This window comes from Pseudomonas sp. S3E12 (genome assembly GCF_001702295.1).
Classification (GTDB): Bacteria; Pseudomonadota; Gammaproteobacteria; order Pseudomonadales; family Pseudomonadaceae; genus Aquipseudomonas; species Aquipseudomonas marginalis.
This window is the reverse complement of record NZ_MBDT01000021.1, coordinates 373,554-389,304: the sequence shown is the minus strand read 5'-3', so window position 1 is coordinate 389,304 and position 15,751 is coordinate 373,554. Positions and strand designations below refer to the sequence as shown.

11 protein-coding genes are annotated in these 15,751 nt (G+C 62.8%); 3 read left to right on the top strand and 8 right to left on the bottom strand.

Annotated elements, in window-relative coordinates; all coding sequences use genetic code 11:
- Positions 1-5: 5 nt before the first annotated feature.
- The 5 genes from BB029_RS18365 to BB029_RS18345 form a co-directional block, all read right to left on the bottom strand.
- A complete protein-coding gene (locus BB029_RS18365; RefSeq protein WP_065940257.1) occupies positions 6-3,179 on the bottom strand; it encodes a hybrid sensor histidine kinase/response regulator in 3,174 nt (1,057 codons plus the stop codon).
- Positions 3,180-3,262: 83 nt separating this feature from the next.
- Positions 3,263-4,456 (bottom strand): EAL domain-containing protein, encoded by a 1,194-nt coding sequence (locus tag BB029_RS18360; protein ID WP_027607483.1) that lies wholly within the window; start codon positions 4,454-4,456, stop codon positions 3,263-3,265.
- The gene (locus BB029_RS18355) at positions 4,443-7,241 is read right to left on the bottom strand and encodes an ATP-binding protein (protein WP_065940256.1); all 2,799 of its coding nucleotides are present in this window, start codon (positions 7,239-7,241) and stop codon (positions 4,443-4,445) included. Before BB029_RS18355 ends, BB029_RS18360 begins: the two co-directional genes overlap by 14 nt.
- A gap of 57 nt (positions 7,242-7,298) precedes the next feature.
- Positions 7,299-8,282 (bottom strand): fimbrial protein, encoded by a 984-nt coding sequence (locus BB029_RS18350; protein ID WP_027607485.1) that lies wholly within the window; start codon positions 8,280-8,282, stop codon positions 7,299-7,301.
- 23 nt (positions 8,283-8,305) lie between these two features.
- Positions 8,306-8,992, bottom strand: coding sequence for a molecular chaperone (locus tag BB029_RS18345; protein ID WP_227451420.1), 687 nt, complete (start codon positions 8,990-8,992; stop codon positions 8,306-8,308).
- Between the two features lie 203 nt (positions 8,993-9,195).
- Between BB029_RS18345 and BB029_RS18340 the strand changes: the two genes are divergently transcribed.
- Positions 9,196-9,732 (top strand): chemotaxis protein CheY, encoded by a 537-nt coding sequence (locus BB029_RS18340; protein WP_065940255.1) that lies wholly within the window; start codon positions 9,196-9,198, stop codon positions 9,730-9,732.
- Positions 9,733-9,742: 10 nt separating this feature from the next.
- On the opposite strand, the gene BB029_RS18335 is transcribed toward BB029_RS18340, so the two are convergent.
- The 3 genes from BB029_RS18335 to BB029_RS18325 all read right to left on the bottom strand — a co-directional run bounded on the left by BB029_RS18335 (position 9,743) and on the right by BB029_RS18325 (position 13,906).
- Positions 9,743-11,074, bottom strand: a complete 1,332-nt coding sequence (locus tag BB029_RS18335; protein ID WP_065940254.1) for an OprD family porin — start codon at positions 11,072-11,074, stop codon at positions 9,743-9,745.
- Positions 11,075-11,137: 63 nt separating this feature from the next.
- Positions 11,138-12,688, bottom strand: coding sequence for an MFS transporter (locus BB029_RS18330; RefSeq protein WP_065940253.1), 1,551 nt, complete (start codon positions 12,686-12,688; stop codon positions 11,138-11,140).
- Between the two features lie 9 nt (positions 12,689-12,697).
- Positions 12,698-13,906 (bottom strand): aspartate transaminase, encoded by a 1,209-nt coding sequence (locus BB029_RS18325; RefSeq protein ID WP_065940252.1) that lies wholly within the window; start codon positions 13,904-13,906, stop codon positions 12,698-12,700.
- A 379-nt stretch (positions 13,907-14,285) separates the two neighbouring features.
- Here BB029_RS18325 and nac point away from each other — a divergent pair, with 379 nt between their 5' ends.
- Positions 14,286-15,191 carry a nitrogen assimilation transcriptional regulator NAC gene (gene nac, locus BB029_RS18320; protein WP_027608096.1) on the top strand — a complete coding sequence of 302 codons (906 nt, stop codon included), beginning with the start codon at positions 14,286-14,288 and terminating at the stop codon, positions 15,189-15,191.
- Positions 15,192-15,305: 114 nt separating this feature from the next.
- Complete coding sequence (locus tag BB029_RS18315) at positions 15,306-15,719, top strand: acetyl-CoA carboxylase biotin carboxyl carrier protein subunit (RefSeq protein ID WP_065940251.1); 414 nt, start codon at positions 15,306-15,308, stop codon at positions 15,717-15,719.
- The last annotated feature ends 32 nt before the right edge of the window (positions 15,720-15,751 follow it).

Genomic DNA, 15,751 nt, shown 5'->3' with positions numbered 1-15,751 from the left:
CCGGTTCAAGTGAGTGAAGAGTGCCCGGGCTGGAGAGTCTCCAGGACGGCCGACAGTCGCTGCATGACCGCTTTCACCTTGAGCGTAAGGGCAGTGTCGAGGCTGCCACGGTTAAGTGCGCTTTCCAGTTCGATGCAGGCGTGGGCCAGGTCGAGCGCCTGGACGGCCCCCAGGGCGCCGGCCAGCGAATGCAGGCGTTGGCCAAGACCGTGGGCGTCGCGCTGGGCCAGGGCGGCGTCGATACCTTGCAAGTCCTGCTCCACGCTGCTGATGAACAGCGGGCGCATCTTCTCCGATAACTGCACGCTGTCGTTGAATGACGCGTTGGCTGGCGCAACCGGCGGCTTGACCTTGCACAGCTTGATCAACTGGCCACGCAAGGTTTGCAGGCTCAAGGGCTTGACGATCCAGGCGTTCATGCCCACCGCCAGGCAGCGCACGCCTTCCTCACGCATCGCATTGGCGGTCACGCCGATGATCGGCAACTGCGGGTCGTGCTCGCGCAGGGCCCTGGCCAGGTCATAGCCATTCATCAACGGCATATTCACGTCGGTCAGCACCAGGTCAAAGGCGTGCGGTTGCCACAAGTGCAGGGCCTGCTCGCCATTGGCGGCCAAGGACACCGAGCAACCGAGTGCTTCCAGCTGTTCCTTGATAATCGCCTGGTTGACCGGGTTGTCCTCGGCCACCAGGATATGCAACCCCAACTGCCCGGCACTTTGCAGGCGCGTCGCAGGCGGTTGCTCATGCTTGCCGTGTTGTGCCAGCGAGACCGTGGCGGCGATGGCACGTACATCGTACATATCCACCCTCCAACCCTGGGCCGTGTGCAGCGGCGGGCTGTGCGCACCTGGCAGGCACAGCACGCGCTGGCCGACCCAGGGCCGCGCGGGGTCGCTGGCGAACAGGTCCACCAGCACCGCGTGGCGGTTGTCCTGTTCCTGGGTGGGCGCCGCCAGCGCCGCCGCAATGCCCAGGCGGTTGAGCCAGTCACTCATTGACTGTGCCAGCTCGCGCACCGGTGCCTGCACATACACCGGCGTCGGGCTGGGCTCGATCAGCGGCAGGTTGGTCAAGGCACCGCCACACAGCGGCAGGCGCATTTTCAATGTGAAGCTGCTGCCCAGGCCCGGCTCGCTGACCACCCTGATCTCGCCGTCCATCATCTGTGCCAGCCACCGGCAGATCGGTAATCCCAGCCCTGCGCCGCCTTCGCTGGCGGTGTCCGGTGCCTGGTAAAACAGATCGAACAGCTTGGCCTGCTGCGCCTCGGGGATGCCCACGCCGGAGTCGGTGACTTGCCATTCCAGGTCAACGTGGTTGGCGTCCTGTGCCGTGACCCGGGCGCGGATGACCACGCGGCCGATGTCGGTGAACTTGATGGCGTTGCTCACCAGGTTATTGAGAATCTGGCGAATCCGCATCGGATCGCCCATGACGCAGTCCGGCAGTTGCGGGTCTATACAGCTGTAGAGCTGCAAACCCTTGCGCTGGGCGAAGGCGGCGTAGGTGTGCAGGGTGTCTTCGAGCATGTCCAGCGGGCAGAAATCCACGGCTTCTATCGCCATTTGCCCGGATTCGATTTTCGACACATCGAGCACATCGCTGATCAGTTGGAACAGCGTGCCGGATGAGCGCTGGATGGTCTGCAGGTAGGTTTTCTGGTGCGGGTCCAGGTCTGTCAGCCCGAGCAGTTCAAGGGTACCGAGCACGCCATACAGCGGTGTGCGGATTTCATGGCTCATGGTTGCCAGGAACAGGGTCTTGGCCTCGTTGGCCGCATCGGCGGCGCGGCGGGCGTCCTCCAGGGCCTGGGCGTCATCGATATGACGGGTGATGTCGTTGAACGCATACAGGCGCACGTCTTCGGCCTGGTAGCGGGTCGACACGAAGCCGATCTGCAGGTGCCGGCCTTCGATCTCCAGGTGCGTCTCGCCGCTCTCGGCGCCCTCAGGTGTACCGGCCATGGCCGCTACCAGGCGTGCGGTGCCCGGCCATTGCTGGGCGCGCTGGTTTTCGATAAGCACCTTGCCGTCGCTGCGGCGCACCACGCATAGGCCGGTGGGTGCGGTGTCGATGATCACGCGGCTGAACGCCACGCTTTCGGCAATGCGCTCGTGGGCCAGGCGCGCCGGGTTGATTACCTGGCGCCGATACCAGCGGCTGCCGCCCCAGCCGAGGGTGATCAGGCCGCCGAGAAACAACGCCAGGCTGCTCAGCGGCCACAGCGCAGAGTGGAAGAAGTGCGCGTAGTTCAGGCCATAGACCGCGCTCCAGGGCCGGTCACCGGCCTGGGTCATCTTGAATTCGAAGCCATCGGCGTTGAAGTGCACGCCATCGCTGAGCGATGCGTCGATGTCGGGCCCGGCCAGCCGCTGGCCGTCGGGGCCCATCAACGTGAGGCGATCGAATGCCGAGTGATCCAGGGCGCGCTGTACATCGTCGACCCGCGACAGGTCGAGCAAGGTGCCGACTACCGCCTGTTCCTGACCGCCAAGTGGCAGGCCGATATACGCCAGCAAATGTTCGGCGGCGGGACCGGCTTGCCAATACACACGGTTTTGTTCCAGGGGCTGGGGCGTCTGCTCCAGGCGTTGTTGCACTGCGTTGACCAGCGCCACCAGGTTGCCCGTGTCCTCTGTGCTTTCGCGGCGTTGGTAGCCCACGGACGGCACGGTAATGGTGTAGTTCGCCTGACGATTGAACAGGAAGGTTTGTGGTGCCTCGTAGGGCGAGGAGGACCAGAAGGCGCTGTAGTAGCTGGTCAGGTGGGCGCCCAGCGCGAAAATCTGCGGCCGGGCAGCGACATTGACCTGTTGCTCATCGAACTTGGCGCTGAAGGGCACCGAAAACGAATACTTCTGGCCTTCGTACAGCGTGCGGTGGTTGTCGACCATGCGGCTTTTCAGGCTGACCTGCACATGGGTGGCACGCAACAGTTCGGCCTGGATGCCCGGGTGGGTCAGGCTCTTGAGATAGGACTCCTGCTCCTGCAGGTTTTCCATCAGCCGCGCGAAGTGAAAGCGCGTGGCGCCGTAGCGGGTTTCGATCCCGCGTTGCAGTGACCAGTAGTTGGTCAGGACCAGCAGCAACGCGATGCCAATCAGCACCATCAGGCCTTTGTTCAGGCGCAATGAGCTGCGGGTGAAAGCTTCGAGGATCGCGTTGTTGTGCTTCATCAAGGGTTTCCGCGGTCGCAGGATAAATCGGCACTGGATGGAGCTTACTCCTTAATACGGGGTAAATAATCCGGGGCCGGCTGCTAGTGAGATGTCGCAGGGCCATCATTGTTCAGTAGTTGTTGAAATTGATCCGGCGACACCGCGTGGGAGATCAGAAAACCTTGCACCTGGTTGCAGTCGATCTTGCGCAGGAGCGCCAGTTGCTGGGGCGTCTCCACCCCTTCGGCGACCACGGTCAGGCCGAGTTTGCGGCCCAGCGCGATGATGCTCGCCAACGCCTGGGCAATGCCTTCGTTGTCATGGCTGCCCTGGACCAGCGCCTGGTCGATCTTGAGTTCGGTAAACGGCGTGGACACCAGGTTCAGGTACGAGCTGTAGCCCTTGCCGAAATCATCCTGGGACAGCCCGAACCCCTTGATGCGCAGGCGGCAGGCACCGGCATAGAAGTTACTGATGTCCTGCGGCACCGAGCACTCCATCAACTCGAAGCAGATCATCCCCGGGATGCCATCGTGGTGCAGCACGAACTCCAGCAAACGGTCCGCCAGGTCGTGGCTGTTGAGCAGGTGGGTGGGCAGGTTGATCGACACCGGGATTTCATAGCCACGCTGGCGCCAGTGTTCCTGGGCGTGGATCGCCTGCTTGAGCACCAGCCACAGTAGTCGTTCCTCCAGTTCGAAGGCCTTGATCGCCGGCAGGAAGGCACCCGGCAGCATCACGCCTTGCTCGGGGTGCATCCAGCGCACCAACGCTTCGGCGGCGACGATACGGCCGTTGGCCAGGGATTTTTTCGGTTGGAACCAGGCCTGGAACTGGCCGGCGCTCATGGCCTGGATCAGGCTGTGACGGTCGATGTCCACGTGCTCGGGCATTGCGGGGGAGGGCTTGCACACCCTGTTCCTGAGTTGTTCCACCAGGCTGCGCAATGCATCGGCGGCAACCGGTTTCGAGATCAGCCCGATCACCTCCACATCGAGGTTTTTTGCCACCAGGCTGGCCGCCATCAACATGCGTCGCGACGCAGCGCTCATGATCGCCAGCGCCGGCTTGCAGCGCAGGCTGGCCAGGCACTGGATAAACTGCACGCCGTCCATGCCGGGCATCAGCAGGTCGGTCAGTACCAGGTCGAAATCCCGCTGGCGCAGCTGCTCCAGCGCTTCTTTGCCATCCGCGGCGGTTTCGAGCATGAACTCCCCCAACTCACTGAGCAGGTGCTGCAGGTAGATGTGCTGCAGGGGATGATCCTCAACAATCAAAATACTAAGGGGCTTCATGGGTGATCCGTGCATAAGGCGCCAGGGAGTTGAATAGAGCCCGCAACGCAAAGGGTTTGACCAGGCAGTGGTTCATGCCGGCGGCCAGGCACAGGTCGGCCTCGCCGCGCATGGCGTTGGCGGTGGCCCCGATAATCGGCAACGGGCAGCCCTGGCGGCGCAGTTCGCGCGCCAATTCATAGCCGTTGATATGGGGCATGTTCACGTCCGTCAACACCACGTCGAAGTTGCCGGCGGTGTACAGCTGCAACGCTTCCTGACCATCGGCCGCCAGCTCCACGGTACAGCCGAGCTCTTCGAGTTGGTCACGCAGTATCAGCTGGTTGATGATGTTGTCCTCGGCCACCAGCAGGTGCAGGTTGAGTTTATTCAGGTCACGCTGGCGCGTGTGCTCATCGGCGCGGGCCACCCACAGCCCTTGCGCCTGGCTGACGGCCTGATGAATAGCACCCAGGTGGTTGAGGTTGACGTGCCAGGCACCGGCGTCGGCCTCCAGGGCCGTGCAGGCGTTGCTGCTGACGTGAATCACCGGGCCCGGCCACTCGGGCACCAGCAACGGGTCGATGCTGCCGGGGTGCACTTGCAGCAGCAGATGATTGTCCGCCAGGGTCGGCAGGCCGGTCTGGGCCCTGGCGCCCCAGCGACGCAGCCAGCCACTGACCGAGTTGGCCAACTCCGAAATCGGCGAGGCCACGTAGATAGTCTCGGCCAATAGGGGGGGCATGGGCGGGGTGGGAGCCTCTTCCAGCGGCAGGATCAGACTGAAACTGCTGCCCAGGCCGAGTTCGCTGACCATGCGGATATTGCCGTTCATCAACTCCGTCAGGCGTTGGCAGATCGGCAGGCCCAGGCCGGTGCCGGCGACCACATTGGTGTTGCCTTCACTCTGGTAGAACGGTTCGAAAATCATCGCCTGGTCTTCCTGAGCGATGCCTTTGCCGGTGTCCGAGACTTGCCACAACAGGCTGGAACGCTCGCCGTCGCGGCCCAGTACTTTGACCCGCAGCACCACGCGCCCGTAGTCGGTGAACTTCACCGCGTTGTTGAGCAGGTTGTTGAGTATCTGACGGATGCGCGTCACGTCGCCGATCAAGCGTTCCGGCAGCGTGGGATCAAAGCAGGCGTACAGTTGCAGGCCCTTGCCCTGGGCGGCTGCGGCGTAGCCCTGGATGATTTCGTGGACCAGGTCCAGGGGCGAGAATTCGCTCAACTCCAGGGCCAGTTGCCCGGCCTCGATCTTCGACACATCCAGCACGTCGCAGATCAACTGCAGCAGCGTCGAGGAGGAGCCTTCGATGGCATGCAGGTAGTCCTTCTGCTGGGCGTCCAGTTGCGTGCGCGCCAGCAATTCCAGGGTGCCGAGCACGCCATACAACGGTGTGCGGATTTCATGGCTCATGGTTGCCAGGAACAGGGTTTTGGCGGCGTTGGCGGCATCCGCCGATTGACGTGCTTCTTCCAGCGCCGCCTCGACTTGCTTGCGTGCGCTGATATCGCTGAACGCGCAAAACAGCACGTCCTCGCCGCGATAGCGGGTGGGGGCGCTGCTCAGGTACAGGTGGCGGCCGTCGATGGTTTCGAAGTAGTCACTGTGTTCGCTCGGTTCGCAGGCAAAGGCCTGCTCGATCCAGCCGGCGCGCAACGCCTCACGCTCCGGGCCGTGGCCCAGCCACTGTTGGGCCAGGGTGTTTTCCAGCACCACCTGGCCATCGGTGCGGCGCAGCACGCAGAGGGCAACGGGCGCGGTCTGGATCACGTCGCGGCCGAACGCCTCGCTTTCGATCAAGGCCTGGATGCGATGGATCGAAGGGATGATGAAGCGCTGGTCGACGCGGCGCATCACCAGCCAGATCAACGTCAGGCTGAACAGGCAGAACAGCAGCGAGCCGAGCAACTGTTTCCACAGGCCGGTGACCACCGCGCGCAGGTCGATGGAGTACATCAGTTGCCAGTCCGAGGACTTCAGATGCTTGCGGATCACCAGGTGGTCGGGCAGGAAACCACTGCCGACAAACCCGAAAAAATTGTCTTCCCTGGGCTTGAGGCGTTGCTGGCTCAGCTGTGAGTCGTGACTGTTGGTGAAGACCAGCATGCCCTGGGAGTTGAGCATCATGAATTCGCCGGCGCTCTGGTCGCTGAGGGTCTGGGACACTTCGCGGCTTTCCATTTCCAGGCCCAGCCAGCCGGAGCGGGGGTCGCGCTCATCCAGGCGAATGAAGATGTAGAGGTGCGAGTGCTGCTCGGTCTTGTCGCTGAGCCACAGCTCCTTGAGTGTGCCCGGGTCGCTGTTTTGCAGGGCCTTGAGGCGGTTGAGCATGCATTTGGAAATCGGCAGCACCTGCGCAGTGGAGTCGTACAGCCGCGTCACCTGTGGGGTCGGGCCGGTGTTCACGTAGAGCAGGTTGACCTGCTTGGCCTTGAGGTAATCGCGCATGCGCGTGGTCAGCCAGATGCTCCACTGGTTGCCTGGCGTGTCACCCAGTTGCAGGTGTTGTTCCTCCTCCGAGGGTGGATAGATCCTTGCCTGCTTGCGCACCGCGGACAGGCTGAGGCTTTCGAGCAGGGCCTCGCGGTTGGTGAAAAAAGTGTGGGCTTCGGCGATGGCGCTGCTCATGTAGCCGCGGCGCTGGGAGATGTCGTTGTTGAACGTCGACAGTAGAAAGGTATAGACCCCGCTCAGGATGCCGATCAGCAGTACGGTCGCAAAAATACGAAGCAGCCTTCTGGCTGCTTCGGGTCGGGAGAGGACGGGGTTGATCTGGAGCAGATAACTTTTCAATCGCATCGACGCACTTTAAACAGCACGGTGCACCGGGGGTATAAGACGATCCTTAAAACGGGCCTACTTGTAGTACATATCCACCACCACGGCGGCGTCGAAGGCACCCGGGATCGGTAAGGTGCGCCATTTCAGGTCGGCGCGGAATTCATCGTGGCTCTGGCCCAGCCCCATCAACTCTTGCAGCGTGAACCAGTTATTGAACGGCAATTGCTGTTGGCTCTCGGCGCGGGACAGCGCGATGCCCACCGAGCTGTTGTTATCCGGCACCAGCAAGCCATTGATCACACTGCCGCCCCCCGCCGTGCTGGCGAAGCGTGCGCTGATGGTGTAGGGCGTGTCGCAGCCCTTGCGCAGGTTCAGGCTGAAGTTGGCGCTGCTGGCCACTTCACCGATGGCAGCCTTGCGCGACGGTGTTGGGAAGTTGACCACGCTGGGGGTGATGGTCAACTCGGGGGTACAGGGCACGAAGCGGATATCGTTCATGCCGGTGACCACGTAGTTGAAATTGCTGTTGGGCCGCGAGTTGAGCCCGCGCACGCCGTCGAGCTGGAATACCCGGTAGGAGGTCAACGTACTGGCTTGCCCGCTGGGTGGCGTGGGGTCGTATTTCTCGATGAACACGCTGAAGTTGAGGGTAAAGCGCGCCTTGTCCCAGCCGACGCAATTGGCCAAGTTGCAGCCTCGATCGGAATAGAAGCCGGTACCGACCTTGCCGGTGCTTTGGGTAATCGGCTGGTTGTTGTAGCGAATGCCCACGCGAATACCCGTGCCGATACTCACGCCGGCCGGGTTGACGTAGAAATACACTTCTTCGCGGCCATGGCCGTAGTCGTCCTTGCAGATTACATCGGTCGAGCGCGGGCCCGACTCCCAGATGATGGTGCCGTTGGGCGCATCGGCGGCCACCGCCAGTGCAGTACCCAGTGCCTCCTGGGTGATGATCGAGTTGGTGCCGTCCTCACGGCAGGCCAGCGCGTGGCTGGTAGCCGGCAGGACCGCACAGGCCCACAGCAGCATCGGTAAGCAGTGTTTGGTGAGTGACATGGGGGCAGATACTCCGCGATCTATCACTTGAGCGCCGCGCTATGGCGGGCCTGCAAGCCGATATCGGTGATTTCGGTGAAGTGAAGGGAAGTGCCTTTGGCCAGACGTCTCGGTGCGGTGAGGGTTTTGCTCTCATGGGGTTTGAGCAGCAGGTAATCGCTGAGCGCCAGGCTGTCGGTCTGTACATTGACCAGCGACAGGTGAAACGCGCTGGGGTTACTGACGGTGATGGTCGGCCCGTCGTCGCTGCGCCATGACAATTGCCGCACCGCCTCGGCCGAGCCACCCTTGAGCGCGGGCGGCCGATAGAACAGCTTGAGCCGTTGGCGTATTGCGAACTGCACGCTGTTGGCGTCTTGCGCCTTGAGCGGAATTTCCATGACGTTGAGCCAGAACAACGACTCGCGATCGGCGGGCAAGCCTTCCCCGGCATACAGGATGCGCAGCCGGTGATGTTCCCCGGCGCCCAGTCGCACCAGCGGTTCAGGGGTGGCAAACGGCACGGGGCCTGCGGCTGAATCGTCCTCGCCGGTGACCCAGGTTTGCACCACGACGTCACGCGGTGCCTGATTGACCACGCTGATACTGGCGGCCTTGTCCTGGCCGAAGTAGATCAGGCGCGTGCCTTCGATCTTCAACGCAGCACGGGCGGGTGGCGGTGCGAGAGCCAGCAGCGCACAGGCCAGCATCGCCATTCTGAGTAGAAACATGAGCACAATTGAAATCCATGGGAGCGTGGGGACGCAGTCCATGGTAGGGAGAGGTGCGCACGGGGGCTTTCAGGCGATTCTTAAAAGTGTGCCGGTGTACCGGCTTAGCGTTTCAGAATCGCCTTAAAGTCAGGTTTGCCGCCCGACGGTTAACGTAGCGGCGTTGAATGATCGACGCTGATGCCCAACTGTCAGGTTTACCTATGTCCAATAAAGCGTTACGCCTTCTGATTGCCGATGCAGACCTTCTGCAACGGATCAAGATCGAGAAAATGCTCAACCAGATGGGCTATCACCGTATCGCCCCGATTGGTTCGTTCGACGAACTGCTGGCGTTGACGCGTTCCCCCGGCGTGGCATTCGACCTGTTGATCATCAACATGGCGCTGGTGCATACACGGGAGGTGAACCTGTTGAAGTACTGCCATGACAACCCGCTGATCCGCCACACACTGGCGTATGACGGCCAATATGCGCAGAGTTCAATGGTGTCGGTGTCGGTAAGCCAGACCTTGCATTTGTCGCTGTCGCAATCGCCGGACTTCAACTCGCTGCGCCGTTGCATGGAGATGGTCGATCCCTTGCACACGCCACAGTCACTGGAGCGCCCGACGCTGCGCGCAGTAGACACGGAGCGCATGGCGCCCCGGGGCAGTAAGGGTTCAATAGGCACGCGTGCGTTTTGCCCCGGCGACCCGGCGGTGGTCGCGTGTGCGATCGGGTTGTCGCCCAAGCGCTAGGGGGCTGGCGTTACAAAATGCTCAACGGGTAACTGATGATCACCCGATGCTCATCGCTGTCACGCTGGGTGGTGACTTCGGTGCGCAATGAGGCATGGCGCAAGGCGATGCTCAGGTTCTTCAGCGGGCCTTGCTGGAACACATAGCTCACCGTCAGGTTGCGTTCCCACTCGCTTTTGTCGCCCGTGGGGGTGCGGATGTTCGAGCCGCTTTCGTACATGCCCACAAAGCTCAGGCCTGGCACGCCGACCGTGGCGAAGTCATAGCCGTAACGCACCTGCCAGGTGGTTTCCCCGGCGCGCTGGAATTTGCCGATCATCGACTCGGTCATGAAGTAGGCCGTGGAGCCGTCCCCCTGGTTCAGCCACACCGCATCGCTGTCGCCGCTGACCTGTTGCAGGCCGGCGGCAATCGTATGGCCGTCGACCAGGTAAGTGAACAGGGCGCTGCTCAGGCGGCTGTCGACCTTGCCCTTGGTCACGCCGTCGCCGTAGTAGCCGAAGGTGTAGAACGCCGGGTCGTTGCCGTTGGCGCCGTCGGAGCGGTTGTCGAAGTGGCGCAGGTCGGTGCGCAGGGTGCCCGGGCCGATCTGCCAGTCGTACTTGAGGCCCAGGAAGTTCTGCTTGTAGAAGTCCTGCAGGTTGCCGTAGTAATACTGCAACGTCAGGTCTTTGGTGGGTTTGTAGTCGACACCGCCGTAGTAGAACTTGTTGACGAACTCGCCGCTGACCGCGTTGTTGGCGCCCGGGATCGACATGCCCATCTGGTTGCTCGAACCACGGCCTTTCACGTGTTCCAATTGGCCGAGGGTGAAGGTGAAATGGTCCAGGTCCTTGGACTGCACCTGTCCGCCGTTGAAGGTCTGTTGCAGCATGCGGTCGGTGGACATCACCACCGGCAGCATCGGCACCAGGGTCCCGTATTTCAGCTCGGTCCGGGCAAAGCGCGCCTTGGCGGTCAGGCCCAGGCTGCCGAACTGGTCCACCGCGCGACCATCGTGATCGGTGGGGAACATGTTGCCGTTGAATGCGGTGCTTTGCGGGTTGTAGTGACGGCCCTTGCCGGAGTCCAGGCGCACACCGAACATGCCGATGGCGTCGATGCCGAAGCCCACCGTGCCCTGGGTGAAACCCGACTCGAAGTTGGCGATAAAGCCCTGGCCCCATTCCTGGGTGTAGTTGGGATCGGCCGCGCCGCTGCGGTTGTCGGCGTTACTGAAGAAGTTGCGGGCCAGCACGTTGAGCTTGCTGTCTTCCACCAGGCCGGCGGCGTAGCCCTGTTGGGCGATCAGCAGGCCACAAAGGCCAGCGAGTACTGTCGGTGCGCGATTGAAAAGCTCCATCGGTGTCATCCCCATGTGTGTTTGGTTTTTTTGAGGGCAGTCAAAAGCGGCAGTGAAGGTTTTCTATTTGTTTTCAGGAGCAGGTTTTTCAGGAGCAACGGTGGCCGGCACGACATGCAGTCGCACCGGCGGCAAGCGGTACAGGATGAACAGCGCCAGCACGCCGATCCCGGCGCACAGCAACAGGCCGACGCCAACGGACTGCGCCAGGGCATCGCGGGCCAGGTTCAGCCACGGCGAGGCGTCGATGCTGGCATGCAACAGCGTTTGCGGGTCGGCATACACGGCAATGCCCTCGGCGTGATTTGCCGCGAGAAACACCCGCTGCACGTTGGCGCTGTACAGCAGGTTGACCAGCACCCCCATGCCTGCGGTGCCGAGCAACCCGCCGACCAGGCGCAGGGACTGGGTCAGCGCCGTGGCAATCCCCAGGAACTGCCGTTCGGCCAGGGTCTGGGTGAAGACCGTGAGGTTGAGCAGGATAAATCCCAGCCCCAGGCCGGCCAGCAGGATCAAACCGAGCAACTGGTTGAACGCGGCCCCGCGCCCGACCACCGCCAGGCCCAGGCACGCCAGCAGCAGTGCGACAAAGCCTGCCAGCGGCAAATGGTTGGGGTTGCGCAAACGGGTCACGATGCGGCTGTTGACGATGGCCCCCAAGGTGATGCTCAACGCCAGCGGCGTGATCAACAGGCCGGCGTCCTGGGGCGAGTAGCCGTAGGCGCCTTGCAGCAACAGCGGCAGGTAGAACAGCAGCGAAAACATGATCGCGCCGGCCGCCACCGACAGTACGAACAACAATCGCAGGCTCGGCAAACTGAACAGCGCCGCCGGCAACAGCGCATGCGGGCAACGCCGCTCCCAATGCCACAGCGCGATGATCGCGGCCATGCAGCCCAGGCCCAGGGCGGCGCTCAACGCGAGGCTCGAATGCCCCAGCCACTCCACAAATAGCTGCAGGCTGCCCAGGGCCAGCGCGATCAATAGCGCGCCAGGCCAGTCCAGGCGAATGCCGCTGCGCTGCTGCGGGCGGTACCAGGGCAGAAAGCGCCAGGCGATCAACAGCGCCAGGCACCCCAGGGGCAGGTTGAGGTAGAACACCGAGCGCCAGCCAAAGGCGCCGGTCAGGTAACCCCCCAGGCCCGGGCCGATGGCATTGACCACGCTGAACAGCGCACTCAAGAGCATTTGCCAGCGCAGGCGTTGACGGGTATCGGGAAACAGCTCGGGAATGCAGGCGAACGCGGTGCCGATCAGCATGCCGCCGCCCACGCCTTGCAAGGCGCGGCCGATCACCAGCACCAGCATGTCATTGGCCACGGCGCAGGCCAGGGAGGCCAGGGTGAAAATCAACGTGGCGGCGAGCACGAACGGCTTGCGCCCGTAGTAATCCCCCAGCCGTCCGAAAATCGGAATGGTGACGATGGACGCCAACAGGTAGCCGGTGGCAACCCACGCGTAGAGTTCAAAGCCATTGAGCTCGGCGACGATGCTCGGCAAGGCGTTGCCGATCACCGTCTGGTCGAGTGCCGAGAGCATCAGCACCAGGGAGATGCCGAGCATGGCCAGCAAGGCCTGCTGGAAACTCAGGGGCGGGTGGGCTGCCACGGTCATGGTCGGCCCTCAGCGCAACGCGGCGACGGCGGCTTTGATGCGCGCACAGCCTTGGTCGAGGGTGGTGATCGCGGTAGCGATCGACATGCGGAAAAACGGCGCCAGGCCATACGCCGTGCCCGCCACCACTGCCACGCCCTGGCTTTCCAGCAGGTACATCACGACGTCGCTGTCGGTGTGCAGCACTTTGCCCTCGGGCGTGGTTTTACCCAGCAGGCCAGCGCAATTCACATACAGGTAGAACGCGCCATCGGGCTTGCGGCAACTGAGGCCGGGAATGGCATTGAGCAGCTCCAGGCAGCGGTCGCGGCGTTGCTGGTAGACCAACACGCTTTGCTGGACGAAGTGCTGGTCGCCGTTGAGCGCTTCCACCGCCGCTGCCTGGCTGATCGAGCAGGCGTTGCTGGTGGACTGCGATTGCAGGGTGGCCATGGCGCCGATCAGGTCGGCGGGGCCGGCGGCGTAACCGATGCGCCAGCCGGTCATGGCGTAGGTCTTGGACACGCCGTTGACCACCAGGCTGCGCTCGCTCAAGGCCGGCTCGATGGCGAGGATATGCGGGTTGTCCAGGCCGTCGAAACGGATGTGCTCGTAGATGTCATCGGTCATCAGCAGCACATGCGGATAGTCCAGCAGCACATCGGCCAGTGCGCGCAATTCGCTGTGGCTGTAGCTGGCGCCGGTGGGGTTGCTGGGGGAGTTGAGCAGCAGCCAGCGGGTACGCGGGGTGATCGCCGCGCGCAGCTGGCCTGGGGTCAGCTTGAAGCCGTTGTGTTCAGGGCAGGCGAGGGTCACGGGCTCGCCTTCGCAGGCCAGCACCATGTCCGGGTACGACACCCAGTACGGCGCCGGGATCAGCACCTCATCGCCGGCGCCGAGGGTGGCGGCGAAGGCGTTGAAGATCGCGCTCTTGGCGCCGCTGGTCACCAGCACTTGCTGGGCGGTGTAGATCAGGGCGTTTTCCCGTGCCAGCTTGTCGACGATGGCCTGGCGCAGCTCTGGAGTACCGGCGTTCTGGGTGTAGCGGGTTTCACCGCGCTCAATGGCGGCACTGGCGGCCTGGCGAATATTGGGTGGCGTATCGAAATCCGGCTCGCCCACCACCAGGTTGATGATGGACTGGCCCTGGCGACGCAGCTCGTTGGCGCGGTCGGACGCGGCGCTGCTGGGCGATGGTTTGATGCGTTGCACACGGGCGGCGATGCGGGAGGCAGTCACGGGCGTTCCTCGTTGATGGTGTTGACGGGGGTCACAGTACGAGGGGTGGGGGAGGGCGCCATAAGATGAGTTTGTTCTGGTTTGATAGGCAGTGCTTATGGCTGGCGCTGCGCTGTTGTGGTGCGTCCAGTCCTGGCTGCTCCGGGCGGGTGCTTTGGATGGAGGATCAGGGGCACCCATAGCAAAGCCTTATGGCTGGTTATACGGATGGCCTGTCTTTTGCAAACCTGCCAGGTGTATGCAAAACCAAATGTGGGAGGGGGCTTGCTCCCGATAGCAGTATGTCAGTCACAGATGCATCAACTGACACTGCCTCATCGGGAGCAAGCCCCCTCCCACATTTAAGGCATCACTTGTCCATTACATGAGCATCGCCATTTTGAACCTGCGCCGCCTGAAGTATTTCGTGAAACTGGTCGACATCGGCAGCATGACCCAGGCCGCCGATGTACTGCATGTGGCGCAACCGGCGTTGAGCCAACAACTGGCAACCCTGGAAGCCGAGCTGCAACAGCAGCTGTTGATTCGCACCAAGCGTGGCGTCACGCCGACCGAGGCGGGCAAGGTGTTGTATGGGCATGCGCAGATTATTTTGCGTCAGTGCGAGCAGGCCCAGAGCGATATCAATGCCACCGGCCAGGCGTTGTCCGGGCAGGTGTCGGTGGGGCTGGCGCCGGGTACTGCGGCGTCGGCGCTGTCGTTGCCGTTGCTGCGCACCGTGCGTGAGCGCCACCCTGGCATCCTGCTGTACCTCAATGAAAACTTCGGCACCACCTTGAGCGAGCTGATCATGAACGGCCGCATGGACATGGCCGTGCTGTATGGCGGGCGCGAGGTGCATGGCCTGAGTTTTGTCTCGCTGTTGCGCGAGCCGCTGTACCTGGTGAGTGCCGACCCGGCGATTGCCACGCGTGAAGAAGTGCCCCTGGCCGAACTGGCCGACATGGACATGCTGCTGCCGCGCCCCTACAACGTGATGCGTCGGTTGGTGGATGAAGCCTTCCTGCGCATCGGCCTGAGTGCGCGGGTGGTGGCCGAAATTGAATCCTCGACCACGCTGACCGCCGCCGTGGCCGACCATTTCGGCTCGACCATCCTGCCGGAGTCGTCGGCGCGGGTGATGGTGGCGGCCACTTCGGTGCACATGTGCCGCATCGTCGAACCCGAGGTGGAGGCGCCGCTGGCGCTGTGCCTGTCGGGGCATCTGCCGTTGTCGGTGCCGGCCCAGGCGGTCAAGGCGATCCTGCTGGAGCTGGTGGCGAAGATGCGTGGCAGCCTGATTTGAGCGGTCATAAGGTCGGCTTATCACCCCAAAGCCAAAGCGTCTTGGCCGCTTTTCGAGGGGCTCGGTAGATTGGGCCCATCCACTCAAGACACGCTCGACAGGCAGGGGCCATACATGGATTCAGCACGTATCAAGGGGTTGATGGATTTGCTGGCCGAATCCGATCTGCTGGAACTGAGCCTGACCGAAGGCGACAGCACGCTGCGGCTGTTCAAGCAGGCAGGTCAGGTGATCACCAGCGTCGTGCCGGCCGTGAACGCAGCGCCAACACCCGCAACCCCCGTGGCCAGCTTCGCCGTGGAGATCAAGGCCAGCCTCTATGGCGTCTTGCACCTGACGCCCGCCGTCGGTGAAGCGCCGTTCGTCACCGTGGGCCAAGCCATCGAAGCCGGCCAGACCGTGGCGGTGATCGAGGCGATGAAGATGTTCCATCCGGTCAAGGCCAAGGTTGCCGGCAAGTTGGTTGAGATTCTTGCCCAGGCCGGCGTCGAAGTCGAAGCGGGCCAGGTCCTGTTCCGGCTCGGTTGACCCCCACGCGTATTCGTTATTCAGGTGAATTC